The organism is Cryobacterium sp. TS_SC_7, assembly GCF_056156285.1.
On sequence record NZ_CM149589.1, the window covers coordinates 2,610,634 to 2,636,497 of the forward strand.

Consider the following 25,864-nt stretch of genomic DNA (forward strand, 5'->3'; position numbering starts at 1 on the left):
TTTTGCCCTTTTCGGCTTCGAACGGGAGAATTTGCAGGAGTTATGCACACAAGTAGGGTCGACCACCAACCGATTGAGGAACACACAGTGACCAGCAGCACAGGAATCCAGATCGGCGTCGTCGGAGCCACCGGCCAGGTCGGAGCCGTCGTGCGCCGCCTGCTCGAGGAGCGGGACTTCCCGGTCGACGGCATTCGTTTCTTCGCCTCGTCCCGGTCCGCCGGCACGACGCTGCTCTTCAAGGGCCAGAAGATCGTCGTCGAAGACGCCGCCACCGCCGACCCTGCCGGGCTCGACGTGGCCATCTTCTCCGCCGGTGCCACGCTCTCCAAGACGCAGGCTCCCCGCTTCGCGGCGGCGGGCGTCACCGTGATCGACAACTCGTCCGGCTGGCGGATGGACCCCGACGTGCCCCTGGTCGTCAGCGAGGTCAACCCCGAGGACATCAAGCTCGCCACCAAGGGCATCATCGCCAACCCGAACTGCACCACCATGGCGGCCATGCCCGTGCTCAAGGTGCTGCACGACGAGGCCGGCCTCGAGCGTCTGATCGTGAGCACCTACCAGGCGGTCTCCGGCAGCGGACTCGCCGGCGCCCGCGAACTCGCCAGCCAGGTGCGGGCCGCCGCCCAGAGCGACAACCTGCTGCAGCTGGTGCACGACGGGTCCGCCGTGGCCATGCCGGCCCCCATCGTCTACGCCCGCCCGATCGCGTTCGACGTGATCCCGCTGGCCGGTTCCATCGTCGACGACGGCGAGTTCGAGACCGACGAGGAGAAGAAGCTCCGCAACGAGAGCCGCAAGATCCTGGGCCTGCCCGACCTGCTCGTGTCCGGCACCTGCGTGCGCGTGCCCGTCTTCACCGGCCACGCCCTCTCCATCAACGCCGAATTCGCCAACCCGCTCACGGTCGCCCGCGCCCTTGAACTGCTCGCCACGGCGCCCGGCGTGGTCGTGACGGATGTCCCCACACCCCTCGAGGCAGCCGGTCAGGACCCGAGCTTCGTCGGTCGCGTGCGCCAGGACCCGGGGGTGCCGAACGGGCGCGGCCTGGCCCTCTTCATCACCAGTGACAACCTGCGCAAGGGTGCGGCTCTCAACGCTGTGCAGATCGCGGAGCTTGTCGCGGCGGACCTGCTCGTTCGCTGACCTGAGCGTTGTGGTGAACGCCGGGCTGCCCACTCCGCTAAGGTCAGATTCCGTGGGCAGGATTCGGAATTCAAGTGGCGTGACGCGCATGGCATTCGGGGCATTCGCCGGGATCGCCGTGGTCCTCATGTTCCTGTCGCTGGGGCTGCTCGTCACCGACCCGATCCAGCACTGGCTGATCGCCGGGGTGGGCGTGTTCTGTGCCGCCATTCTGGAGCTCACCTGGGTGCGGGTCGGTTCACTCGCCCACCGCAGCCCGCTGATCAGCCTGCCCGTGCTGGTCCTGCCCGCGCTGGCCCCGACCGTCGGCTTGACGGCCGGCGCCGGCGTGATTGCGCTGGGCGTGCTGCTCGCCATCCTGGTCGAGTCCGGGCGGCTCAACGTCGCTCTGTACAGTGCCGGGCTGCAGGGTGCCGGGGCTTTGGCGGCCGCGGGACTCTTCACCTGGTTCAGCACCGGCGGCATGCCGAGTCTGGTGGCCGTGGCCGTGGCATCCGTGGGCTATGTCGCCTTCGTCATCGTGGTCGAGGTGCTGCGCCGGTACTGGCGCAGTGACCCTCTCGAAAGCGGCGCGCGGCCGATGTTGTCGCCGCTGCGAGTGGCCGTGACCCTGTTGTGCACCGCCGTCATCTGCGTGGTGGCCGCCCTGTGGAGCGTCGAGGGCCTGCCGTTCCTGGTGCGCCTGACCACCACCGCCGATGCCATCATCGTTCTCGGCGCGCTGATGATCGTCGCGTTGGTGGCGAAGGTCGCGACCGTCGTCGTCGGCATGCGCCACCGGTTGGCCGGCCTGGTTGCCGCCGCGACGGCGCTGGGCGTCGATCCGATCGACGCCGGCACCGCGATCGGCACGGCGATCGGCAGCGTCATCGGCACCATGCCCGGCGGTGCACCCGACGGTGATCCGGCCCACGAACCGGCCTCTCCGGCGGCGACCTCCGAGTTGCTCCGGCGCGTGGTGGCGGATGCGATCGGCGCCGAGTCCGTCGTCGTGCGCGGCGAGCCCGCTCGCGCCGGTGAAATCAGCATGCTGTTGCCCATGCCGGGGGTGGCCGGCCCGGAGAAATTCATCGTCGCCCGGCGCGACATCATGGACGGCGCTTTCACCGGAAACGACCGCCGGGCCCTGCAGGCTCTCGCCGCGACCGCGGAGATGGTGGTGCGGTCGCGCCGGAATATCGCCGGGCTGACCCTGCGCGCCAACACCGATCCGCTCACGAGCCTGCCCAACTACGGCGCGTTCCAGGAGGCGCTGGCCAACATCAACGACCACCGCGACTATTCCGAGGCGCTGGCCGTGCTGTTCATCGACCTCGACGAGTTCAAGCGCCTGAACGACCGGTACGGCCACCAGACCGGCGACGAGGTGCTGCGGGAACTCGGCCGCCGCCTCCGGGCCGTGGTGCGCCCGAGCGATGTGGTCGCCCGGGTCGGCGGCGACGAGTTCGTCGTCATCCTCACCCACCTCGCGTCGCTGGGTGAGGCCAAGACCATCGCCGAGCGCATCATCGTGGTCACGGGGGAGCCGATGCCCGTGGGTCAGACCACGTACAGCCCGATCATCAGCGTGGGCCTGGCCTACTCGGCGCACCGGGAAACCGACGTCAACCAGCTGGTTCAGGACGCCGACCGGTCGATGCTCGCCATCAAGAAGTCCCGGCGGCGCGGTGGGCCGTCCAAAGAGAGCAGCATCAACATCTCGAGTCACCGTTCCTCGCAGATGAACGACATCATCGCCCACGCCATCGACGAGGACCAGCTCGAGGTCGCCTTCCAGCCCATCGTCAGCCTGGTCACCGGCCAGATCTGGGCCTTCGAGGCACTTGTGCGGTACACCCACCCCGACCTGGGCCGCTTGTCGCCGCCGTCGATCGTGGAGAAGGCCAAGGGCCTCGGCCGGCTCGACGCCATGACCCGCCAGGTGGCGGTGAAGGCGATGGCCGCGGCCGCAGACTTCCGCCTGGTCGAACAGAGCGTGATCTGCATGACCATCAACGTCGAGGCCGGGCAGATCCTGCCCGAGCGCGTCGGCGACTTCATCGAGGACCTCGCGGGGCGCTACCCCGGGATCTCCCTCTGCCTCGAGCTGAACGAGCGGTCGATGACCAAGGTGACCCCGGCCATCCGTGCCCAGGCCGACCGCCTGCGCGACCTCGGCATCATGATCGCGCTCGACGACTACGGCTCCCAGGACTCGTCCGTCGACTCCCTGGTGCGGATGCCGATGGACATCCTCAAAATCGACCGCAGCCTCGTGGACGACCTCGACGACATCCGCCAGCGCGAGGTGCTCACCGCCCTGCAGGGTTTCGGTGACAACCTCGAGTACTCGATGATCGTCGAGGGCGTGGAGAACGACGCGATGGCGAACCACCTGTCGGCGCTCGGCATCCGTTCGGCGCAGGGGTTCCACTACGGCGTGCCGGAGGGCTTCGAGAAGACGCTGTCCCGGCTGGAATTGTACGGTGCCCGCGCGGTCGTGCCCCGCGACGAGGTGCAGCCGGCCGCGCCGGACGCGCTGTCGGCAGCGCCGGCTGCTCTGTCGGCAGCGCCGGCTGCGCCGATGGGCGCGTTACCCTTGAATTCATGAGCAAAGAACCGATTCCGTTCGAGGTGGAGACGCTCGTGCTCGACCTCGACGTCGACCGGCGGGCCCTGCTCTACCCGGTGCTCGACACCGTGCGCGACGCCATGCCCGAGGGCTACCGGCTCGGCGTGTACAACGGCATCCTCGGCTGGGTGGTGCCGCTGGAGACCTACCCGAACACGTACAACAAGCAGCCCCTGGCCTATGTGAGCCTGGCCGCGCAGAAGAACTACAACTCGCTCTACCTGATGAGCCTCTACAGCTTTCCCGAGAAGGATGCCGCCTTCCGCGCCGACTGGGCCGCCACCGGCCGCGCCCTGAACATGGGTAAGAGCTGTGTGCGGTTCAAATCGCTGGCCGACCTCGATCTCGACCTCATCGCCCGCGAGGTCGCGAGCGTCTCCGTGCAGGAATTCATTGCCCACTACGAGCGGGTGAAGCACCAGGACTGAGGCCCTTTCGGGGCCAACCGTGACCTGGGCGGCCCGCGTTCCGGCGGGAAGCATCCGTTACCACCGATATGGTGGAGGAGTGAATCCAATGGCGAAGATTGATGTCGTTCTTATTGGTGGCGGCATCATGAGCGCCACCCTCGGTACCTTGATCAAGGAACTGCAGCCGGACTGGACCGTCGAGGTCTACGAGCGTCTGGGCGAAGTGGCCCAGGAAAGCTCGAACCCGTGGAACAACGCGGGCACCGGCCACGCGGCCCTCTGCGAGCTGAACTACATGCCCGAGGCGAAGGACGGCTCCGTCACCGCCGCCAAGGCCGTGGCCATCAACGAGCAGTTCCAGATCAGCCGTCAGCTCTGGGCGCACCTGGTGCAGACGGGCGTGCTGCCCGCACCCACGAACTTCATCAACTCCACGCCGCACATGACCTTCGTGCACGGCAAGAGCAGCGTCGAGTACCTGCGCAAGCGGTTCGCGGTGCTCAAGGGCGAGCCTCTGTTCCAGGGCATGGAGTACAGCGAGGACCCGGCCGTGATCGGCACGTGGACCCCGCTGCTCACCCAGAAGCGCGCGAAGGGGCAGAAGATCGCGGCGACCCGCATCGTGTCGGGCACCGACGTGGACTTCGGCGCCCTCACCCGGTACCTGTTCGACAACCTCGCGGAGCAGGGCGTCGGCGTGCACGTGAACCAGCAGGTCACCGGCCTGAAACAGCTCACGGATGGCACGTGGAAGCTCAATCTGCGCCGCCTGGTCGGCAATTACCCCAGCAGCGTCAACGCCCGGTTCGTCTTCGTCGGCGCGGGTGGCGGCGCCCTGGCGTTGCTGCAGCAGAGCGGCATCCCCGAGATCAAGGGTTTCGGCGGGTTCCCGATCAGCGGACAGTTCCTGCGCACCACCAACCCGAAGCTCGTCGCGCAGCACCACGCGAAGGTCTACGGCAAGGCTGCCAAGGGTGCGCCGCCCATGTCGGTGCCGCACCTCGACACCCGCGTGGTCGAGGGGGAGACCTCGCTTCTGTTCGGCCCGTACGCCGGCTTCACGCCCAAGTTCCTCAAGTCGAGCTCCTGGCTCGACCTGCCGTTCTCGATCCGGCTCCACAACATCGGCCCGATGCTGGCCGTGGCCGCACACAACTTCGGCCTGATGAAGTACCTGATCGGTGAGGTTTTCGCGTCGAAGAAGACGAAGCTCAAGGCGCTGCAGGAGTTCATCCCCACCGCTAAGATCGGCGACTGGGAATTGATCACCGCCGGACAGCGCGTGCAGGTCATGAAGAAGGATCCGGAGCAGGGCGGCGTGCTGCAGTTCGGCACCGAGGTCATCACCTCGGCCGACGGCACCATCGCCGGGCTGCTCGGTGCCTCCCCGGGAGCCTCGACCGCGGCCCCGATCATGGTCGACCTGATCAAGCGCTGCTTCCCCGAGCAGTACCCGGCCTGGGAGCCCAAGCTGCGCGAGATGATCCCGAGCCTCGGAACGAAGCTCTCCGACGATCCCGCCGCTGCCGCGGCCTCCCTGGCTGCCACCGCCGCCGCCCTGCACCTGACCGCCTAGGGCGGCGCCGCCCGCCGCGCCTGGCCGCGCTGCTCGCTGCTCGCTGGCCGCCCTGCTCGCTGGGCTCGCTGCTGCTGGCCGGCCGGGGCTCGTTCCCGGCCAGCACGTGCATAACTCCTGCAAATTCTGCAAAACAGGCCAATTCGGGGCTGAATTCGGCCTGTTTCGATCAAATTGCAGGAGTTATGCAGCTCTCTGGCCGCGCCGGCCGCGCGCTGGCCGGCTCCGCCCGGCTGCTCCCGGCCGCGCCGCCCGCACGTCTCCCGGCTGCTCCGGCTGCCTCAGTGCCGCCCGGCCTCGTGCATAACTCCTGCAAATTCTGCGAAAGAGGCCGATTCGGGGCCGAATCCGGCCTGTTTCGATCAAATTGCAGGAGTTATGCACAAAGGCGGAGGGACAGGGGGCTCAGCGAGTGGATTGGGTGGCGATCCCGCACCAAGTCGGCGCGAAGGGGGTGCCGGCCGCCACGATTGTGCACAATTCAGGGCATCTCCGTGCTGACGGATGCGGGTTTGCCTCTGCGGCTCAGAATCACCCGAACGTAGTGAGAGAATCTACCGAGCAGAGAGGGCACGCATGACGCTCGGGTTACCCGATCACCTGGTGAAGAGAACACTCAGTCATGCCCTCGCCCGGGCCGCGCACTGGTTCGCCCTCACCTGCCTGGCCGGAGCCCTGGCGTCGCTGATCATCCTCCGGTTGTCCACAACTGCGGCCGGAGATGCGGGAGTCGGTCCCACTGCCGAAGTGTCGAGCGACAACGCAACTGCCGCAGCCCTCGCCGACGCCGACACCGCAACCATCGCGGCAGCCCTCGCCCTCCTCCTGATGGCGGCCGTACTCGTGGCGTTGTCCCTGCGCCGCACCGTCGTTCTCTCCGTCGCGTATCTCGTCGTCGGCAGCGTCGCCACCTACCTCTACACGATGGCCGTGCTCGGCATGCCCGACGTCTTCCCGAGCTCGAACATCTTCCTCGTCACCCTGCCCAAGCTCGCCCTGGTCATGGTCGGCGGCGCGGGCACGGCCGCGCTGGTGGGCGTGCTCTGGGGCACCACCGGGTTCGTCCTGGCCGAAGCCGTCACGGTCTTCGCCGCGGTGCGCACCGGCGTGCCCTACGGCGAGGACGTCTACACCATCTCCACCTACTTCTTCCTCGTCGCCATGCTGCTGCTGACCGCCTTCGTGCGCCGCCAGCGCGCCGTTCAGGCCGCGCTGCACCGCGCCATGCAGACCGACCAGACCCGCCTGCTGCGCCATGACCTCGAGCTGCGCGCCCTCGCCCTCAATCAGGACACCACCCTCAACCAGCTTGTCGCCGTGGCCCGCGCGCATCCCGGTCCGCTCAGCGACCAGCTGGCCGGCAGCATCCGTGACTCACTGCAGACCCTGCGCGGCACCGACTGGCTCACCGACGTCGACGCGCAGAGTGTCGAGCCGTCGCGGGGCACGGATGCCTGGCTCACCAGCGAGGTCTACGCCGCCATCGAGCGCAGTCGCGATCGTGGCCTCGTGGTGGAGGTCTCGGGGGAGCGCGCGGCTCTCTGCCGGCTCAGCCCGGCCAACGACCGCGAGCTGGGCCTTGCCGTGCAGCAGTGCCTCGTGAACGTGATCCTCCATTCCGGCAAGGCCGCCGCGGAGGTTGTGATCGAGTCCGAGCCGACCAGCATTTCCCTGATGGTGATGGATGCCGGCCGCGGCTTCACGGAGTCGGAGACCGACGCCGACCGCCTCGGCCTGCGCCAAGCCGTGCGCCGCCGCATCGAGCAGTTGGGCGGTTCGGTGAGCGTGTTCACCCGGCCGGGGGCGGGAACCTCCGTGCTGCTGAGTGTTCCCGTGCCGTCCGACGAACCGAGCCCCGACCCGCAGGGTGCCCCCGGAGCCGCCCCAACCCCCACCGACACCCCCGACCCCGAGCGGGTGCCCCGATGACCCACACCCCGCCCGCGCACAACCCGCACACCCCGCCCGCGCACACCCCGCCCGCGCACACCCGCCACACCCCGCCCGCCACCTCCACGATCACGATTCCCGTCGACGAGTCGCACATCCCGGCGGCGCCGTCGCTCACCACGCCCACGCCGCGCACCCAGTCCCAGCAGCGCCTCGACCCGCTGGGTGCCCTGACCACCTGGCCGATGGTGCCCGGGATCGCCACGGTGGTGCTCGGCTACGCGGTGTTCACGACGGTGGCGCAGGGTGATGAGATCCGGCATCCGTGGCTGGCCGCGCTGGCGCTCGTTCTGATCGCCGCCGCGTGCGCGACGCTCGTGGTCGTGGGCCTGCCGTCGCGCTCTCCGGTGCGGCAGAAGGCGCTGCTTTTGATCGTGGGCCTCGGCCTGGCCGCGCACCTGGTCGACCAGGCCGCCCGCTGGGGCAGCAACGCCCTGGTGCAAGACGATTTCGGTCCGATCGGCGTCGGCCTCCTGCTCGTGGCTCTCGCCCCGCTGCGTCCGTGGCGCGAGCTCGCCCTCTCCGGTGTGCTCGCGGCCGTCGTCATCGGCGCGGTCACGCTGCCCCAGTCCGCGGCGCGCGTCATCGAGGTGTCGCCGGCCGTCTACGTGATCGTGGCCGTCACGCAGGTGCTCGCCCTCGCCCTGGCTGCCGCTGCCTACTCCCGCCGCATGGTGCGTCTGCTGGTGGCCTGGCAGACGGATGCCCAGCGCGCCATCGCCCGCCGCACCGAAGAGTCCCGCGGCAGCGTGGTGCGCTCGGTGATGGAGCAGCAGCTCGCCACCCTGACCCCCGGCGTGTTCCCCCTCTTCGACGGTGTTCTCGAACGCGGCGAGGTGACCAAGGCCGACGTGGCCCGGGCGAACGAGCTCGCGGCCGGGGTGCGCCGGGCGCTCGTGGCGCACATCGACGAGACCTGGCTCGACGCCGTGATCGCTCGCGAGCGCGCCGCTCTGGCCTCCCGCGGAGTGGATCCGCTGCTGGTGGTGTCCGACCCGGAGCACCGCGCGGCCCACTTCGGCGTGCAGCAGCGCGCGGCCACCTCCGCGCTGATCCGCATGCTCTGTCTGGCCCCGGGCTTCGACCCGCGCAGCCTCGTGGTGCAGGCCGACACCGAACCCGAATCCGAGCCCGACACCCAGATCGACCCGACGAGTGACCGGCAGCAGCGGCACTCCGGCATCGACACCTTCATCATCCAGGTCGGCCTCGACCTGCCGCCGCGCCGGGTGCGCCGGCTGCTGCGCTCCTACCTCGCCGTGCTGCGGGTGGTGTTCCCGTGGGTGCGGGTGAGCATCCGTCGGCCGCGTCTGACGCTGGAATTCGGCGACAAGCGCCCGCCGCGCGCGCCCAGTACGCTGGGCTAGGCGCACACGGCGCCGCAGCATTCAGCGCCGCTCTCAGCACCGGCGCGAGCAGCCGAGGGGGCAACCGGAAGAGCTATGGCGAAACTGTATTTCCGCTACGGAGCCATGAACAGCGGCAAGAGCACCTCGATGCTCCAGGCTGCCTATAACTACGAGGAACGCGGCCACCACGTGCTGCTGGCCAAGCCCTCGGTCGACACCAAGGGCGACCGCGGCGTGCTGTCCCGGCTCGGCGTCACCCGGGGAGTCGACTTTCTGCTCACCCCCGACGCGGATGCCTTCGCGCTCTTTCAGGAGCACCGCGCCCGGGTGCTGGGCGAGTCCGGCCTCGATGTGAGCTGTCTGCTCGTCGATGAGGCCCAGTTCCTCACGGAGCAGCAGGTGGACGACCTGCTGCGGATCGCGATCCTGGAGAACACCCCGGTGATGGCGTACGGCATCCGCACCGACTTTCAGACCGTGGCGTTTCCGGGCAGCCGGCGCCTACTCGAGGTGGCGCACAGCCTCGAGGAGCTCAAGACCATCTGCCGGTGTGGCCGCAAGGCCGTGTTCAACGGGCGCCAGATCGACGGGGTTTTCGTCTTCGACGGCGACCAGGTGGCGATCGACGGCGCCGAGGTGACCTACGAATCGCTCTGCGGCTCGTGCTACCTCGAGGAGAGCGGCGGGGTGCTGAACAATCGCAGCCGGCCCGAACCCGCATGAGAGCGGTGAGAAGGGGCGCTCAACGATCGTAGATCGCGAGCGCCCCACCAGCCCCCCAGCAGGTATCCCCGTCTATTAACGTAGGTTGCGCTCGTCGCTCTGAACAGCCGTTACTTCTTGTGGCACCACAACGAGGGGCACGACGACCACAACTCGATCACGGCACGACCGCAGCACCTCACCGGCCTCGCGCCGGAGCATGATCCGGCCCAGACCCTGCCCTCTGCACCATGAAACCAAGGAACGACGATGTCCCGCTTTCGCGTAGCCCTGATCGATGACCACGAGATCGTAGCCCGCGGATTCGCGGACCTCTTCGCCACGATCCCCGAGATCGAGGTGGTGGCCACCGTGACCACGGTGACCGAGCTGCTCGAGTCGGCGGCGCAGACCACGCCCGTGGACCTCGTCATCCTCGACCTGCGGTTGTCCGACGGCTCCACCGTGACCGGCAACGTGGACCGGTTGCGGGCCGCGGGCGCGGCGGTGCTCGCGTTCACCGGCGGCGACGACGCCGGCCTGATGCGGGCCGCCGCGCGCGGGGGAGTGCTGGGCGTGGTGCGCAAGAGCGAGCCCACCGCGGTGCTGCTCGACGCCGTGACCCGGGCGGCGGCGGGGGAGGCCGTGGTCTCCACCGAGTGGGCTGCGGCCCTCGACGGTGACCCGGACCTCTCCGACGCCGGCCTGAGCGTGCGCGAGTGCGAGGTGCTCTCGCTCTACGCCGCCGGGGCGAAGGCGCCGCTGGTGGCCTCCCGCATGGGGCTGAGCGAGCTCACGGTGATCGACTACATCCGCCGGGTGCGCTCCAAGTACGAGCGCGTCGGCCGCCCCGCGAACACGAAGATCGACCTGTACAAGCGGGCGCTGGAAGACGGCATCCTGCCCATCCCCGGCCAGCCGTGACAGCCCCGGCCGCGCGGGTGAGCCGCGGGAGGCGCCCGGCCGCGGGCATCCGTTCGCCGGCGTTGCCGCGGCCCGCGACCGAACGCCTTGCCCGGCTGCTCTACGCCGCCATGGGCCCCACCGCGCTGGTCTTCGGCCTGTTCTGTCTCGGCAGTTACCTCGAGCAGGCCTACCAGCCGGCGCGGCCGGCGTCACTGATCGCCTGGCTGGTCGTGTTCGGGCTGCCCCTGATGCTCGGGCTGCTCTCGCAGCGCGCGCCACTGGGGGTACTGCGCCAGCTGGCCCTGGCCGAGGGGGTGATCGTCGTCGTGCTGATGCTGTTCTGGCTGGTCGCGCGCGCCGAGCCGCTGCCGGCGGGCGCGGACATCCCCTGGGTGATCACCTTCACCGGCGTGCCCGTGATCGCCATGGCGGTGGCCACCCGCGACCGCACGGCCTGGGCCTACCTGGCCCTGGTCTGCACGCTCAGCGGGCTGGTGCGCGCGGTGACCTCGGCCGATCCGCACCCGGTGCTGGTGGGCGTGGAAGACGCCCTCTACTCCCTGCTGCTGCTCAGCATGCTCCTGGGTCTGACCACCATGGCCCGCCGCGGTGAGAAGGCGGTCGACCTCGCCGCCGAGGTGGCCCGCGTGACCCTCGCCGACCGTGCCGACCGTCTGGCCCGCACCCGCGAACGCCTCACCATCAATGCGCTGGTGCATGACAGTGTCATCTCGACCCTGCTGATGGCCGGGCGCGCCGGCACCCCGATCGAGGTGCTGTCCCGGCACGCGACCGACACTCTGGGGCGGCTCGACGCCCTGCGCAGCCCGCGTCCCGACGAGCACGTGCCCGGCTCCGAGGTGGCGCGTCGCCTCGATCAGCTGGTCGGCGAACTGGCACCGGATGCCCACCTCACCTCGACCCTGACCGACACCCTCACGGTGCCCGCGCGGGCAGTGACCGCCCTGCTCGGTGCCGTCGGCGAGGCCCTGCGCAACTCGGTCGCCTCAGCTGGCGCGGGCCCGGTGGCCCGCACGATCACCGTCAGCACCTACCGGGCCGGAATCCGGGTGGCCGTGCACGACGACGGCGTGGGCTTCGACCCGGCCCGCGTGCCACCCGAACGTCTGGGCATCGCGCAGAGCATCATCGGGCGCATGGAGCGCCTCCCCGGCGGCGCCGCCGCGGTGCGGTCCCGGCCCGGCGCCGGCACGGAGGTCGTGGTCTCCTGGACCCCCGAGCACGCCGCCGTGCCTCCGACCCCCAGCGCCAGCGCCAGCTCCAGTCCCAGCGCCCTGAACGTCGAGGCCGCCCCGCTGCGGCCGGGCGCGAGCCGCCTGCCGAAGCCCCTGTCCACGGGCATCCTCGTGGCGTTCATCGCGGTGCACGCCGTTCTCGCCTTCGCCGACGGCGAGCCGCTCTCGGGGCTTCCGTTCGAGATCGTCGGCTTCCTCGCGGCGTCGGCTGCGGCTGCCTGGCTCACCCTCCGGGTGCCCGACCCGGTGCCGCGGCGCAGCGCGGTCGTGGTGCTCGCCCTCTGCGCGCTGACGGCCGCGGCCACGTCGTTCCCGGTGCCGCCCACGGGGTCGACTCCGTTCGCGCACTGGTATCTCGGCGCGATCACCATGGTGCTTGTGGCCCTGGCGGTGCGGGGTCGCGCCGATTTCGCCTGGTACGGCTACCTGATGATGACGGTGATCGGGGTGGTGTGGGCGGTGCTGAACGGGCTGACGGTGCTCGACGGGGTGAATCTGGCCATCCGTCATGCCGGCACGCTGCTTGCCGGCACCCTCTTCGCGGTGGGGCTGAGGCGGTCAACGCAGGCGCTGGCCCGGCTGAACCGGGAGCGCGCCCTGAACGCGGCCGCGGTGGCCACCGCAGCCGCCGCCATCTCCGAGCGCGAGACGCAGCTCGCCCGGGTGAACAATCTGGCCCGGCCCACCCTGGAGCAGCTCGCCGCCGCCGAGCAGCTCGACGAGGAGTTGCGCGCCGGTGCCCGGCTGGCCGAGGCCACCCTGCGCGACGCGATCCGGGGGCGGTCGCTCTTCGTGGAGCCGGTGATCACGGCGGCCCGGGCCGCGCGCCTGCGGGGCGTCGACGTCACCCTGATCGACGACAGTGCCGACCGCCCGCCGCTGCAGGTGCAGGCGGCGGCCGCGATCGTCGCCGCTCAGCTCGACGCGCTCGCGCACGGTCATCTGATCGCCCGGCTCCTCCCCGCCGACCGTCCCACGATCGCCTCGATCGTGGTCGACGCCGGCGACCCCCGCATGCTCACGGTCACCCCCGACGGCCGCCTCCACCACCCTTGACCCGCCGGTGGTCGAGCCGCCCGGTGGTCGAGCTTGTCGAGACCCGCCCCCGGTGGTCGAGCCTGTCGAGACCCGAGACCCGAGACCCGACCCCTCGGTGGTCGAGCCTGTCGAGACCCGAGACCCGAGACCCGAGACCCGAGACCCCACCCCACCCCACCCCCACCCAAACGGGGTCCCCACACACCCTTGCGCACCCATTCACTCATCCCGTAGTGTCCTCATTTATGAGGACACGTGTCCCCAGTAGTGAGGACAACATTCAACGGCGAATCCGTTCTCAATCAAGACCGACCAGCGGGCGGTATCCCCCCGAACCCCGCCCGCTGGTTTTCCCCTCTGATCAGGGTGTGACCATCGGCGCGTCACCAGTTCGCGGGCCAAATCCCGATCCGAATTCTCGCTCAAAAATCTCCGTCTACCCGAGATTCCCCTCGGTACTGGAGGATTCCTCGTCCCCTCCATGGGGGGAGCCCAGCCTTCCCCATGTGAGAAGATCGCTAGGGGGACGTTTCATACTGAACACATTCCTCTGTCCGGCACTAGCGGAGGAACGCGCGCGTGGAACTCAAGGATTACATCAGGATCTTCCATAAAAGTTGGATCCTGATTCTGGCGTGCACACTGTTCGGCATCGCCGGTGCGGCCGGTGCGGCCATCGCGACCACCCCGACGTATATCGCTAACACGCAGCTCTACGTGGCAGTGCAGGCCTCCGCCGGCGCGGTGACCGGAGACCTGGTTCAGGGAACCAGCTTTGCCCGGCAGGCCGTCACGTCGTACGTCGACGTGGTCAACAGCGCCGTCGTTCTCGACGAGGTCATCACAGAACTGAACCTCGACGTGACCGCGGCCCAGCTCGCCTCCACCATCACCTCTACATCGCCGCTGAACACCGTGCTGATCGACGTCTCGGTCACCAACAGCGACCCCGAGCTCGCGGCTCAGATCGCCAACTCCGTCGGGCAGAACTTCAGCAAGATCGTCGTCGAGCGCCTCGAGAAGCCCGATGGCGACGCAGCCAGCCCCGTGAAGATCGAAACGATCCAGCCGGCCATCGTGCCCACAGCGCCCGCCAGCCCCAACGTTCCGCTGAACATCGCCCTCGGCCTGCTCGTGGGCCTCGCAGTCGGCATCGGGCTCGCCGTGCTGCGCAGCGTGCTCGACACCCGCATCCACAGCCTGCACGACATCGAGCTCGTCACCGACTCACCGATGCTCGGTGGCATCACGAATGATCCCGGTGCGAGCCTTCGCCCTCTGGTCGTGCACACCGACCCGAAGAACCCGCGGGCCGAGGCCTTCCGCAGCCTGCGCACCAACCTTCAGTTCGTAAACATCGAGGGTGGACCTCGCAGCTTCGTGGTCACCAGCTCGGTGCCCGGCGAGGGCAAGAGCACGACCACGGCGAACCTCGCGATCGCCCTCGCCGAGACCGGTGCCCGCGTCGCGCTGATCGATGGCGACCTGCGCCTGCCGCGCGTGGCCGAGTACATGGGCATCGAGGGTGGTGTGGGCCTCACCGACGTGCTCATCGGTCGCGCCGAGCTCGCCGACGTGCTGCAGAAGTGGGGCAAGAACAAGCTGTTCGTTCTGCCCAGCGGCCGCGTTCCCCCGAACCCGAGTGAACTGCTCGGCTCCGCAGCGATGGCCCGCATGCTCGGCGCGCTCACCGAGGAGTTCGACGTGGTGCTGATCGACGCCCCGCCGCTGCTGCTGGTGACGGATGCCGCCGTGCTGAGCAAGCTCTGCGGCGGCGCCATCATGGTGGTGGCCTCCGGGCGCACGAAGCGCAACGAGCTCACCAGTGCCGTGAAGGCCCTGGAGCGCGCGGGCAGCCGCCTCGTCGGAATGGTCATCACCATGCTGCCCACGAGAGGGCCTGACTCCTACGGCTACGGCCAGTACAGCTACGGCACGATCCATGAGGAAGAGAAGGCCACTGCCGAGGCCGCAGCGCCTGCCGGGCGGGGCCTCCGCAAGGCACGACGGAGAACCGCGTGATGCACACCTTCTCCATCCTCACGGTCTGCTCGGGCAACATCTGCCGTTCACCGCTGGCCGAACAGCTGCTGCGTGTCGGCCTGGCGTCGTGGCCGCAGATCCAGTTGGCCAGCGCCGGAACCATCGGTCTGACCGGCCAGGGCATGCCCGCGCAAGCCGCCGACCTCTCGCGCCACTTCGGCGGCGACCCGAGCGCCCACGTGGCCCAGGAACTCACCGAGCAGCACATTCAGAGTGCCAACCTCGTGTTCGCGATGTCCCGCGAGCACCGGCGCGCCATCGTCGAGTTGGTGCCTCGAGCCATCCGTTACACGTTCACGATTCGCGAATTCGCGCGTCTCGTTGCAGACCTCACCGACGACGACCTCGACGAGGCCGCCGCCCTGCCCTTCGATGACCTTGTCGGGCGCCTCAGCACCCTGATCGGGCTGGCCGCCTCTCAGCGCGGCGCCGTCGCCCCCCTGGTCTCCGCTGATGATGATGACGTCGTCGACCCCTATCGCCGCAGCGACGAGGTCTACGTGGAGTCTGCCCAGCAGCTCGTTCCGGCCATCAACGCTGTCACCGCCCTGTTCCACAGAGCCGCGACGGTGCAGCCGAAATAGTGAAAGCCGTGGGGGGAAACAAGCCTAAGAGTCGCAAGAACCGCAATAGCGTGCTCCGCCGACGCCTGCTCATCGCGGGCCTGGCCGTGTTCTTGCTGTTCGACGTCGCCCTGGTCTCGTACGCGCTCACCGCGCAAAACCCGACGGCCAATGCGGGAACGGTGGTCGAGCCCCCGGTGGTCGAGCCCCCGGTGGTCGAGCCTGTCGAGACCCCCACGCAAACCGACCCCCCGGCGACCGACCCCGCCGAGACCCCCGCCCTAACTTCCCTCCCCCCCACCCGCATCCTCACCGCCCTAGACACGACCACTCTCTGGCGTGCCACCACCGGTGACTGCCCGGTCGCCACCGCGACCCCGGAGCTCTCCACCGACGCCGGCGCCACCTGGACAGCAAGCGACGCGTCGGCCGACACCGATTCCTCCTCCATCCTGTCGATCTACGCAGACAGCGAGTCCGAAGCCTCCATGGTGACGCTCACGGCTGCAGATTGCGCTCCACAGCGCGTCACCACTTTCGTGGCCGGCGACCAGTGGCAGGAATACCCCGATCGCGTCGGGGCCGATTGGTTTGTCGACCCGGCCGACCGAGCCACCGTGCACAGCCCGGCAGGGTCATTCGCCGCGCCATGTTCCTCGGTGATCGCACTCGCCCCCCGCACCGACTCGACGGCCGCTTTGCTCTGCTCAGACGGAACCCTCTTTCGCACCAGCGATGGTGCCGCGACCTTCGGTGCCGGAGTGGCTCTCCCCGGTGCCGCCAATCTGACCGTCAGTGAAGACGGCTACATCGTCGTGGCCACCGATCAGGCCGACTGCGCGGGCGCACAACTGCTCGCTACGTCTGAAGAACCCGACGGGGCGCTGACCCCGACCGGATGCCGTGAGGAGACGGTCACTCCGGCTGGCCTGGCGGTCGCGAGTGCCGACGCAATCACTTGGTTGTGGGCAGGGGACGAAGTGAGTAGTTCGAGTGATGGGGGCACAACATGGCAGTGAGCGACTTTGCAACGACGAGAATGCGGGAACTGCACGGGTCTGTGCCGCTGGTGCGGTTCGGCACTCAGTTCGCGTTCGACGCGGGAGCCTGGGTCGTCGCCCTGTTTCTGGCCGAGATTCTTCGCTATGAGTTCGACCTTCAGCTGATTGACCTGCGGCCGCTGCTGGCGCTGTGCGCAGTCGCGTGCCTCGTCCAGTTTCTTGCCGGTGGCGCTAACCACCTCTACCAGGGGCGTCACATCTACGGGAGTTTTGCTGAGGTACGGGCGCTGCTTGGGGTCGTGCTCGCGTCGTCCGTCATCCTGGGTATTCCGGTTGCTGTCGCCGGCACGGTGGTGGGCATTCCCCGCAGCACGGTTTTTATCGCCCTGCCGATGGCCTTCGTTTTGATGGGCGGCGTGCGCTACGTCAAACGCCTCCTGGTGGAGCGGTCAGTGGTGCCCAAAGATGACATCCAGAAGGCCCTGATCTTCGGCGCCGGCTACATGGGGGCGTCAATTGCTCGGCGCATGACCACCGACCGCAACTCACCATTCCTGCCAGTGGGGATCATTGACGACGATCCCCGCAAGCGCACTCTCTGGCTCCATGACGTTCGCGTCGTCGGTTCTCGCGCCACCCTCTCGGCCGCAGCTCAGGCCACTGGGGCAACTGCGCTGGTCGTGGCCATCGCCAAGGCCGATGCCTCCTTACTGCGTGAGATTACCGACGCCGCCGAGGCCGCGCATCTCAAGGTCTTGGTTCTTCCTCCCCTTGAAGAGCTGCTCAATGGCAAGTCGCGCCTCAATGACCTGCGCGATATTTCGATCGAAGACCTAATCGGTCGTCACCCCGTTGACACCCACGTGGAGTCGATCGCGGGTTATCTCGCCGGAAAACGCGTGCTGGTGACGGGTGCGGGCGGCTCCATCGGCTCCGAATTGTGCCGCCAGATCACCAAGTTCGGCCCAAGCGAACTCATCATGCTCGACCGCGATGAAACCGGGCTTCAGGGTACTCAGATCTCGATCCTGGGTCACGGGCTTCTCGACACCAAAGACGTGGTGCTCGCGGACATCCGCGATGCGGAGGCCCTGAAGTCCATTTTCGCTGAGCGTCGCCCGGAGGTCGTTTTCCACGCCGCTGCCCTCAAGCACCTTCCCATGCTGGAGCAGTACCCCGACGAGGCATGGAAGACCAATGTGCTCGGCACGCTCAACGTGCTCGAAGCCGCCCAGGCGGTCGGAGTCACCACGTTCGTGAACATTTCCACCGACAAGGCAGCGAACCCCACGAGTGTGCTCGGACATTCCAAGCGCGTTGCTGAGAAGCTCACGGCGTGGGCCGCCCAGGAATCCCAGCGAGCCTACCTGTCGGTTCGATTCGGCAATGTCATTGGCAGCCGAGGCTCGATGCTGCCCACCTTCACCACCTTGATCGAGGCCGGTGGACCGCTAACGATCACCCACCCTGATGTCACCCGATTCTTCATGACCATTCCCGAGGCGTGCCAGCTCGTCATCCAGGCTGGCGGTATCGGTGGTCCCGCCGAGGTGCTCATCCTCGACATGGGCGAGCCCGTCAGAATCCTGGACGTGGCCGAGCGAATGATTGGAATGTCGGGCAAGGACATCGAGATCATCTTCACCGGCCTGCGCCCCGGGGAGAAACTGCATGAAGAGCTCATCGGTGACCACGAAACGGACGCACGGCCGATCCACCCGAAGATCACCCATGCCTCCATAGCCCCGATCCGCCCCGAGAACCTGAACAAACCGGGTTGGGATGAGCGGTGCCGTCAGGATTCAACAATCCGGCCAGCCCAGGCCGAGTCCGCGCTGGCCGGAACAGGAATACCCTTATGAGTGAACGCATCTACATGTCCTCGCCCGACGTCGGCGATCTCGAAGAGCAGTACATGGTGGCCGCGATTAGGTCCGGCTGGATTGCGCCGCTTGGACCCGACGTCAATGCCTTCGAGGCGGAGATGGCGGAGCGTATCGGTGTCGAACATGCTGTCGCACTGAGCTCGGGAACCGCGGCCCTGCACCTAGGCCTGCTTGGGCTCGGTGTCGGCCCGGGGGATATTGTGCTCACGTCGACGATGACGTTTGCTGCAACGGCCAATGCCATTGTCTATACCGGGGCCGAACCGTTCTTCATTGATTGCGAGCTTGAGACGGGAAATATGGATCCGGCGCTGCTTCGCCAGGCGCTGGAGCAACTCCGGCAAAGTGGAAAAAGGGCCGCAGCCATCGTTCCGGTTGACCTGCTCGGCAAAGCGGTCAACTACACAGAGATCTGTGCCATCGCAGATGAACATGGGGTCCCCGTGCTGTCGGATGCGGCCGAGTCCCTGGGAGCGAGTCACGCGGGCCTCCCCGCCGGGTCGTTTGGGCGTGCGTCTATCTTCTCGTTCAATGGGAATAAGATCATGACCACGTCGGGCGGAGGGATGCTCCTGACCGACGATGCCGAACTCGCCGCGCACACGCGATACCTCGCCACGCAGGCTCGACAGCCAGTAACGCATTACGAGCACACAGAAATCGGTTACAACTATCGGCTCAGTAACTTGTTGGCGGCTCTCGGCAGGGCGCAGTTGTCCCGTCTCGATGAAATGATCGTCAGGCGGCGTGAGATGCGCGAACGCTACCGGGCGTTGTTCGCCTCCGTCGAGGGTGTTGAAGTATTTGGTGGGGCCGCGGATGAGGGAGATAACTGCTGGCTCACATCAATTGTCATCGATTCCTCGGTCGTTGGGTGGTCGTCTGACGAGCTCAGCGCGGAATTAATGACGGACAATATTGAGAGTCGTCCACTCTGGAAGCCGATGCATATGCAGCCGGTGTTCGCTGGTGCGAAGGCCCTCGTGAACGGAAACTCTCAGCGTCTCTTTGAGACAGCTATCACTCTGCCCAGCGGATCGGCGCTTGCCGACGACCAGATCAATCGCGTGGTCAACGTCGTCGAGAGTTTCCTGAGGAGCACGTCGTGAGCGGATCACACTCGGTCCCCTACGACTCACTGAAACGTAGCCTGGACATCTTAGGCGCGTCGATCCTGCTCGTGGCAGCCACCCCAGTCATGGCCGTAGTCGCGCTGTTGGTGGCGGGCACGCTGGGAGGCCCGATCCTATTTCGGCAGGAACGGCCGGGGAAGGATGGCCAGATATTTTTGCTCCTGAAGTTTCGAACGATGCGGGTGGTTGGTCGCACTGAGGATGCAACGGACGAGGATCGTCTAACGCACTTTGGCAGGCGCCTACGATCGACGAGCATCGACGAGCTTCCAGCGCTGGTGAACGTGATCAAGGGTGAGATGAGCCTGGTCGGCCCGCGTCCGCTGCTCGTCGCCTATTTGGATCGGTACACACCTGCGCAAGCGAGACGTCATGAGGTGAGACCTGGAATAACAGGGCTGGCCCAAATAGGTGGTCGCAATGCAATCGGGTGGGAAGAGAAATTTGCCCTAGACGTGCGCTACATCGACACCCGCAGCCTGCGGCTGGACGCCAAGATTCTCCTGAAAACAGTTGCTTCCGTGATTAGGAGAGATGGAATCTCAGCCGAGGGGTGGGCAACTGCCCCAGAATTCCGAGGATCAGGACATCCGATCCAGGCGGTAGATCCAACACTAAAACCGAAGGGCACGTTATGAATCGATTTGATGAGACTGAGTTCAAGACGGCGGCAGGCGAATGAGCGCCGCGGCATTGGGGCAAGAGGAGTTTGTGGCTCTCCTCGAAGAGATTCTTGAAGTGGCAAATGGCTCGACATCGATGAGCGACAGTCTTGATGAACTGGGTTGGGATTCGCTTGCGAACCTTGGCTTCATCGCCGAGATTGACAGTCGCCGAGGGGTCATCGTGGACGCGAGCGAACTCGCGAAAGCGAAGACACCGGCAGACCTTTTTGCGCTAGTTGAGACCACGATTGCGAGCAGTTAAATCTCCGGAGACTTCCTGCAGCTCCGCGGCAGGCGCATTCTCGTAACGGGGGCGTCAAGCGGAATTGGACGTGCGGTCGCAGTCGAGGCAAGCCGTTTTGGTGCCCGGATCGCGCTGTTGGGCCGGCGAATCGATGCACTCGAAGACACGCTCATTCAGCTCGAGGGGGAAGGACATATCACTGTGCCGTTCGACCTTGACGGCCTCGACCGGATACCTGAGGTCGTACGGAATGTGTCGGATCAAATGGGTGGCGTCGACGCAATTGTTCACTCGGCTGGAATCCATAGCGCGCTGCCCCTGAGAATGATCAGTGGCGACGAAGCCAGCAAAGTGCTCAGCACAAATGTGACGACGGCGGTAATGCTCGCGAAGGGATTCAGGCACCGACAGGTGCCTAAGATTGCCCCGAGCCTCGTTCTAGTGTCTTCAGCCGTCGGCTTGGTTGGTCAGCCAGGAGTGAGTCTCTATTCGGCGAGCAAGGGGGCGATTGTGGCGCTGACCAAATCACTGGCCCTTGAGTTGGCTCGAGAGCAGATTCGAGTTAATTGTGTATGTCCCGGCGTGGTGGACACGGCGATGACGCAAGGAATTCGGAACAAGCTCGGACCGGAGGGGTTCCAGTTGGTCGCTGACGCTCACCCGTTGGGCCTTGGCACGCCGCAGGATGTCGCAGACGCGATTCTCTTCCTTGTTTCTGATAGGTCGAGATGGGTCACCGGCTCTGCTTTGGTAGTTGATGGAGGGTACACGGCTCAATGAATACACGAATTGTCATCGCTGGTGCGGGAGGGTTTGGAAGAGAGCTCCATGCCTGGCTGCTCGCATCGCCGCGCTTCCTTAATTCTGAGTTCGCCACAGACATTGTGTACATCGACGACACGACTCCTGACGTGCCAGCGCCCGCGCCGATCATTTCAACCATTCGTGCATACGTGCCCCAGCCGAATGACGCAGTCCTGTGCGCGATAGGTTCACCATCGATCCGTCGCTCCGTGGTGGAATTTCTTGAGCAGAAGGGCGCGCGGCTGCTGACGTTCAAAGACGATCGCGCCATCATCGGCGCAAACGTAGTCTTCGGAGACGGCGTAATCATCTGCCCTGGCGTTGTGATTACAAGCGATGTGCAGCTCGGTGCCCATGTGCATGTGAATATCAACTGTTCGATCGGCCACGACGTCCTTATCGACGAATTTGTGACATTGAGTCCAGCCTGCAACCTCATGGGTGGAGTGCAGGTCGATAGTGACGTCTTTTTCGGGACAGCCGTCACAGTGATCCCGGGGAAGCGCATTGGCGCTCGTTCTACCGTTGGTGCAGGAAGCGTGGTCGTCAGGAACGTGCCAAGCAACGTCACGAGCTTCGGTAACCCGAGTGTCACGATCAAAAGGAATGTGTAATGAAAGCCAGAATCGAGGCAGTCAACTACTACCTGCCGGAGCGACGAATCACCAACCAAGACCTCTCGACCGAGTTCCCAGAGTGGAGCGTCGACAAAATCAGCTCAAAGACTGGAATAAAGTCACGACATATCGCTGCGGCTGACGAGTACTCATCTGATCTCGCGGTGGCAGCAGGAAAGGCGCTCTTCGCGAGCCACCGAATCGCTCCGGAGTCTGTTCAGTACCTCATAGTGTGTACGCAGAGCCCGGACTATTACCTCCCCACGACTGCGGCGATTGTGCAACATGAGCTCGGTCTTGGCACTGGCGCCGGCGCCACCGACATCAACTTAGGGTGCTCCGGCTTCATTTATGCATTGGGACTGGCCAAGGGGCTAATCGAATCCGAACAGGTTTCAAACGTTCTCGTCATTACGGCGGACACGTACTCCAAGTTCATTAACCCCAAGGACAAGTCCGTCCGGACGATATTTGGGGATGGCGCTGCGGCGACATTTGTTAGCGGCTACGACGGGCCGTCAGCGCTCTATTCGCTTACCTATGGCAGCGACGGTTCGGGCGGAGGGAATCTGGTCGTTCCGAATGGGGGATTGCGTTCGGGTGTTGGAATTGCGCCCAACGCGGCGCCTTCCTTACGGGGTATTGAGAGCAACGGTTATGACCTCTTCATGGACGGGCCAGAGATCTTCAATTTCACGTTGGGTGTTGTGCCGGAGCTCGTGGACAAGGTTCTAAGTAAGGCCGGACTCAATCTTGCGGACGTTGACCTGTTCGTCTTCCATCAAGCGAACCGCTACATGCTTGAGCATCTGCGGAAGAAGATTGGGATTGAGCCCGAGAAGTTCTTTCTTTCACTCGAACAGTCGGGGAACACCGTATCTTCCACGATTCCAATCGCACTAACTGAAGCGGAACGTGAGGGGCGCTTGAAGCCTGGCATGAAAGTGATGATGCTGGGTTTTGGAGTCGGTCTGTCCTGGGGTGGATTGATGGTGAATTGGTGAGCCGTCACGCTCTGACGAGTCTGGCGATTGTCGTGAAGACGACCAACGGCGGGACATGGATCGTCCCTCAAATTATCGAGGCGCGAAGCCGCGGCATTGACGTTTACGTGATCGTCCCACACGGGTTCGGACGTCTGGTGACCACCGTCGAGGAGATGGCTGGTGAAGATTCTGGCGTTCACCTGGAGAGGTCGCCCTTCGATTTCGTTTTCCGTCCCAGTTTTCAAACTCTGCGGGCGCTGCTCGGCCTTCGGTCGCTTGTCCGCAGCTTGGGCGTCGATGCGGTCCTATATCACTTGTACGCGAGTGCTTTGGCGATCAGAATTTCGTGCCTCGGATTGAATATCACCAAAGTGCACATGGTAGCTGGACCGTTGTATCTCGAGTCGTCGACCGTGCGTCTTGCAGAGCGGGCACTGATGCGGTTAGACGATGTTGTAATCGGTGGCAGTCGCTACACGGCTGAGCGCTACCGTGCGCTGGGACTAGCCACCCGTCGTTTGCGCGCCATCCCCTATGGTGTCGACCTCACCCGGTACCAACGCGGTTCGACCGCCGATCGAGAGCGCGCGCGCGTCTCGCTGGGGCTTCGGCCCCATACGTTTGTTGCCGTTATGGTCGCCTACGTATATCCACCGAAGCGGTTGGTTTTTTCAGGAGAAGGTATCAAGGGGCACAAGGACCTCCTTCTTGCATGGCAGAAGTTTCACTTGAGAAACCCCGAATCGGAGCTCCTGGTGGTTGGCGGTGGATGGGGACCTGAAGGCGAGAAGTACCGAAACTTGTTGGTCGAATCGGTTCCCAGCGGATTGGAGTCCCACGGCATAACGTGGCTGGACACGGTGAGCGATGTGCGAATCGCGTATGACGCGTCAAACGTTAGCGTGAGCCCATCGTTGTCAGAAAACCATGGAGCCGCCGTGGAGGCTTCGGCAATGGGAGTCCCGTGTATCGTAAGCGACGCCGGGGCGCTACCCGAGACTGTGACTCAGGCTAGTGGGTGGGTTCACATCGCCGGTGACCCGTCAAGCATCGACGCCACGCTTCAAGCGGCGTTCGAGCAGTGGTTGGCAGGGGGCCTCGACCACGAGAGTCGCGCTGCGCGGGCTCACGTGGAGGCCAGTTTTGACGAGCGCAAATGTGCGCCCGAAGTGTTAGACGTAATTGAAGGTCTGGCGCTGAAGCGACTTCAGTCGCGCCCATGGCGCGTCCGGCGACGAGGAGAGAAGTCAATTGCCAGTGCTACTGAATGAGAGTTCAAGCGGCGTATTGCTGTTTGTGGAGGCCAGGCTTGATCGCAATGCCCTGGGCCAGATCATCACCTCGGACCGCAGCATGGCGGGCACAAAATGGTGGGATGACCTCCGTGAAGTTGACGGCATGGTGCTTGCCGCTCGTGTACCCCCGGTGGGAATCGGAACCGGCGAGATCGTGGGTGGTGAAATTGTAGCGCTGCCATATTATGTGGGTTTTTGGGGGCTTGTGAAGTCGTTCCCGGCGCTCGTGCGAAGAATTGCTGAGTCAGTCGAAAAGGCTGACGTCATTTGTGCGAAGTTGCCCGGCATTATCGGAATCATTGCCACAGTCGTCACTGTGTGGAAAAAGAAGCCACTCGCAATTCAAGTTGTCGGTGATGTTCGCGACGCACTGGACACAGGAATTGCGGGAACTGTTGGAAAGATTGCTGCACCGCTTGCAACGTCATTGACAAAGTGGTGCGTGCGGAGAGCTCACTTAGTTAGATACGTAACATCGGTGACACTCCAGCGCCACTACCCAGCATCGCCCCACGCCGAGACTGTCGTGTTTAGTGATGTGCAAACTCGCGGTAGCGCGGTGGACCGAGAATCTACAATCGAAGCCGGCCTAGTGGTCGCAGTTGGCACGCAGGAGCAGATGTACAAGGGTCATCACGTGCTCATCGCCGCTGTTGCGGCCCTAGCAGCCACGCATCCAGGTATTCATCTGGAGTTGATCGGGGAAGGGCGGTACCAGCCACAACTGAAGGCGATGGCTGCGAGTGCGGGTCTAACTGACCGAGTGAGTTTCACGGGATTCGTCAGTACCTGGGAAGAGCTTGCGGCTCGCCTTGATCGTGCAGAGATTTTCGCGCTTCCATCGTTGACGGAGGGATTGCCCCGCGCGCTGATAGAGGCGATGTCGCGCGGAGTGCCCTGTGTCGCCTCAGACGTCGGCGGCATCCCCGAGTTGCTCGATCCCATCGCGCTTTGCCCCCCGGGCGATGTCTCGGCGCTCGCAGGCCGTCTGCGAGAGATGCTAGAAAATAAGAGCATCAGGGAAGAGCAGAGCAAACGAAATCTAGAGTCTGCCGCGCGCTTCTCTCCAGAACTTATGGAGGAGGCTCGGCGAGGATGGAGCCAGTCCGTCCTTGACTTGGCCAGCTCAACGAAATTCTCGGATAGAAGTTCGGCCAAGTGACGCGCACAGTTGTCCATTTCATTGGAAGCCTCAATCGAGGGGGCGCGGAGACCGTAGCCCTCGATTTGTGTCGAGCAATCTCGCCCAGTAGCGCGCATCAAATATTTCTGTGCCTTTCAGGCAATGTCGGGTCCCTTGCAAGCGAGTTTGAGGAAGTCGGGGCGTCTGTCCATGCCTTCCCCGTTAAGCCCTTACGAACCCTGCCCGTCCGGGTTTGGCGAATCATTCGCCGTCTGCAACCCGTTGCCGTCGTGTCGCATGTCTCCGTGACAAGCGGTTTCCTCCTCGTCATCGCTGCGCTTGCGGGAATCCCGGTTCGAGTGGCTAGGATCCACAGCCAAGGGGACGATAGGGGAAATAGCTTCGGGCGCCGGGTCTATCGCGCCGTGGCTCGCCTGAGCATGATGCTGAGTGCGACGCATGTCCTGGCCGTGAGCCAGCCCAGCCTTCGCTTTGGAGTTGGCGCCACAGGATGGGTTGGGAGATGGCGCAGCGTTGATACCCGTGTCCTCCCAAAC

21 protein-coding genes and 1 pseudogene are annotated in these 25,864 nt (G+C 65.5%); all 22 read left to right on the forward strand.

All coding sequences use genetic code 11. The annotated features are described in order from the left end of the window. Positions 1-87: 87 nt before the first annotated feature. The gene (locus AC0J5J_RS12050) at positions 88-1,149 is read left to right on the forward strand and encodes an aspartate-semialdehyde dehydrogenase (RefSeq protein ID WP_474898184.1); all 1,062 of its coding nucleotides are present in this window, start codon (positions 88-90) and stop codon (positions 1,147-1,149) included. A gap of 88 nt (positions 1,150-1,237) precedes the next feature. Then, positions 1,238-3,739, forward strand: a complete 2,502-nt coding sequence (locus AC0J5J_RS12055) for a putative bifunctional diguanylate cyclase/phosphodiesterase (RefSeq protein WP_474898186.1) — start codon at positions 1,238-1,240, stop codon at positions 3,737-3,739. Next, entirely contained in the window at positions 3,736-4,188 is a 453-nt protein-coding gene (locus AC0J5J_RS12060; RefSeq protein WP_474898188.1) for a DUF1801 domain-containing protein, read from the forward strand. Before AC0J5J_RS12055 ends, AC0J5J_RS12060 begins: the two co-directional genes overlap by 4 nt. 88 nt (positions 4,189-4,276) lie before the next feature. Beyond that, positions 4,277-5,746 (forward strand): malate:quinone oxidoreductase, encoded by a 1,470-nt coding sequence (locus AC0J5J_RS12065; protein WP_474898190.1) that lies wholly within the window; start codon positions 4,277-4,279, stop codon positions 5,744-5,746. 576 nt (positions 5,747-6,322) lie between these two features. Further along, positions 6,323-7,675, forward strand: a complete 1,353-nt coding sequence (locus AC0J5J_RS12070) for a sensor histidine kinase (RefSeq protein WP_474898192.1) — start codon at positions 6,323-6,325, stop codon at positions 7,673-7,675. Then, the gene (locus tag AC0J5J_RS12075; RefSeq protein WP_474898194.1) at positions 7,672-9,063 is read left to right on the forward strand and encodes a hypothetical protein; all 1,392 of its coding nucleotides are present in this window, start codon (positions 7,672-7,674) and stop codon (positions 9,061-9,063) included. Before AC0J5J_RS12070 ends, AC0J5J_RS12075 begins: the two co-directional genes overlap by 4 nt. A gap of 75 nt (positions 9,064-9,138) precedes the next feature. Next, positions 9,139-9,768 carry a thymidine kinase gene (locus AC0J5J_RS12080; RefSeq protein WP_474898196.1) on the forward strand — a complete coding sequence of 210 codons (630 nt, stop codon included), beginning with the start codon at positions 9,139-9,141 and terminating at the stop codon, positions 9,766-9,768. Between the two features lie 249 nt (positions 9,769-10,017). After that, a complete protein-coding gene (locus AC0J5J_RS12085; RefSeq protein ID WP_134425222.1) occupies positions 10,018-10,671 on the forward strand; it encodes a response regulator in 654 nt (217 codons plus the stop codon). Next, positions 10,668-12,965, forward strand: a complete 2,298-nt coding sequence (locus AC0J5J_RS12090) for a sensor histidine kinase (RefSeq protein WP_474898197.1) — start codon at positions 10,668-10,670, stop codon at positions 12,963-12,965. Before AC0J5J_RS12085 ends, AC0J5J_RS12090 begins: the two co-directional genes overlap by 4 nt. Before the next feature lie 561 nt (positions 12,966-13,526). Next, positions 13,527-14,969 (forward strand): tyrosine-protein kinase domain-containing protein, encoded by a 1,443-nt coding sequence (locus AC0J5J_RS12095; protein WP_474898199.1) that lies wholly within the window; start codon positions 13,527-13,529, stop codon positions 14,967-14,969. Next, entirely contained in the window at positions 14,969-15,574 is a 606-nt protein-coding gene (locus AC0J5J_RS12100) for an arsenate reductase/protein-tyrosine-phosphatase family protein (RefSeq protein ID WP_474900224.1), read from the forward strand. Before AC0J5J_RS12095 ends, AC0J5J_RS12100 begins: the two co-directional genes overlap by 1 nt. 50 nt (positions 15,575-15,624) lie before the next feature. Next, a complete protein-coding gene (locus AC0J5J_RS12105) occupies positions 15,625-16,572 on the forward strand; it encodes a hypothetical protein (protein WP_474898201.1) in 948 nt (315 codons plus the stop codon). Further along, positions 16,569-18,416, forward strand: coding sequence for a polysaccharide biosynthesis protein (locus tag AC0J5J_RS12110; RefSeq protein ID WP_474898202.1), 1,848 nt, complete (start codon positions 16,569-16,571; stop codon positions 18,414-18,416). The genes AC0J5J_RS12105 and AC0J5J_RS12110 overlap by 4 nt, the downstream gene beginning before the upstream one ends. Further along, entirely contained in the window at positions 18,413-19,549 is a 1,137-nt protein-coding gene (locus tag AC0J5J_RS12115; RefSeq protein ID WP_474898204.1) for a DegT/DnrJ/EryC1/StrS family aminotransferase, read from the forward strand. The genes AC0J5J_RS12110 and AC0J5J_RS12115 overlap by 4 nt, the downstream gene beginning before the upstream one ends. Continuing rightward, a complete protein-coding gene (locus tag AC0J5J_RS12120) occupies positions 19,546-20,211 on the forward strand; it encodes a sugar transferase (RefSeq protein WP_474898206.1) in 666 nt (221 codons plus the stop codon). Before AC0J5J_RS12115 ends, AC0J5J_RS12120 begins: the two co-directional genes overlap by 4 nt. A gap of 40 nt (positions 20,212-20,251) precedes the next feature. Then, positions 20,252-20,500: an acyl carrier protein gene (locus AC0J5J_RS12125; RefSeq protein ID WP_474898207.1), complete on the forward strand. Its 249-nt coding sequence runs from the start codon at positions 20,252-20,254 to the stop codon at positions 20,498-20,500. Between the two features lie 63 nt (positions 20,501-20,563). Then, positions 20,564-21,262, forward strand: coding sequence for an SDR family NAD(P)-dependent oxidoreductase (locus AC0J5J_RS12130; RefSeq protein WP_474900225.1), 699 nt, complete (start codon positions 20,564-20,566; stop codon positions 21,260-21,262). Next, positions 21,259-21,900 (forward strand): acetyltransferase, encoded by a 642-nt coding sequence (locus AC0J5J_RS12135; protein ID WP_474898209.1) that lies wholly within the window; start codon positions 21,259-21,261, stop codon positions 21,898-21,900. The genes AC0J5J_RS12130 and AC0J5J_RS12135 overlap by 4 nt, the downstream gene beginning before the upstream one ends. Continuing rightward, the gene (locus AC0J5J_RS12140) at positions 21,900-22,907 is read left to right on the forward strand and encodes a 3-oxoacyl-ACP synthase III family protein (RefSeq protein WP_474898211.1); all 1,008 of its coding nucleotides are present in this window, start codon (positions 21,900-21,902) and stop codon (positions 22,905-22,907) included. The genes AC0J5J_RS12135 and AC0J5J_RS12140 overlap by 1 nt, the downstream gene beginning before the upstream one ends. A 32-nt stretch (positions 22,908-22,939) precedes the next feature. Then, positions 22,940-24,160 (forward strand): glycosyltransferase, encoded by a 1,221-nt coding sequence (locus AC0J5J_RS12145; RefSeq protein WP_474898212.1) that lies wholly within the window; start codon positions 22,940-22,942, stop codon positions 24,158-24,160. Next, entirely contained in the window at positions 24,147-25,346 is a 1,200-nt protein-coding gene (locus AC0J5J_RS12150) for a glycosyltransferase (protein ID WP_474900226.1), read from the forward strand. The genes AC0J5J_RS12145 and AC0J5J_RS12150 overlap by 14 nt, the downstream gene beginning before the upstream one ends. Further along, positions 25,343-25,864 (forward strand): annotated as a pseudogene (locus AC0J5J_RS12155) (glycosyltransferase); the annotation flags it as partial. The gene AC0J5J_RS12150 and the pseudogene AC0J5J_RS12155, both read left to right, overlap by 4 nt.